Origin of the sequence: Algoriphagus sp. (genome assembly GCF_046296635.1) — a bacterium.
Lineage (GTDB): Bacteria > Bacteroidota > Bacteroidia > Cytophagales > Cyclobacteriaceae > Algoriphagus.
This window is the reverse complement of the sequence record NZ_JBKBKZ010000069.1, coordinates 1-546: the sequence shown is the minus strand read 5'-3', so window position 1 is coordinate 546 and position 546 is coordinate 1. Positions and strand designations below refer to the sequence as shown.

1 protein-coding gene is annotated in these 546 nt (G+C 34.8%); it reads left to right on the top strand.

Annotated features, from left to right (window positions below; all coding sequences use genetic code 11):
* Window positions 1–546: restriction endonuclease subunit S (locus ACK4HU_RS21985; protein WP_409810364.1), on the top strand; the 546-nt coding region annotated here is incomplete at both ends.

Genomic DNA, 546 nt, shown 5'->3' with positions numbered 1-546 from the left:
GTTGACCTATCAAGCGTAAAGTACTTTGACCCATCTGATTATAGTTCAGGTAATCCACTTAATTACGCTGTTAAAAAAGGAGATATACTCATAGCCATGTCTGGTGCTACCACTGGTAAAATTGGCTATTACAATTTTAATGAAAATGCTTATTTAAATCAACGTGTAGGCAAATTCATACCTAACAAAGAGATACTTAATAATCGCTTTTTATACCATTTTCTACTAACTAAATCTGATTTTTTGTATGTTCTTGCTGGAGGCGGAGCACAGCCTAATTTAAGTTCAAATAATTTAAAGGAAAAACTAGAAATACCTATTCCGTGTCCAGATAATCCAAGGAAATCACTCGATATCCAAAATAAAATTGTTTATATACTTGACAGATTTGCGGAGCTTACAGCGGAGCTTACAGCGGAGCTTACAGTTCGTAAAAAGCAGTATACCTTTTATCGTGAACAGTTATTTAGTTTTATTGAAGTGGAAACTGAGAGGGAGCCACTAGGCGTAATTGGAGAGTTTCAAAGAGGGAAAAGATTTGTAAGA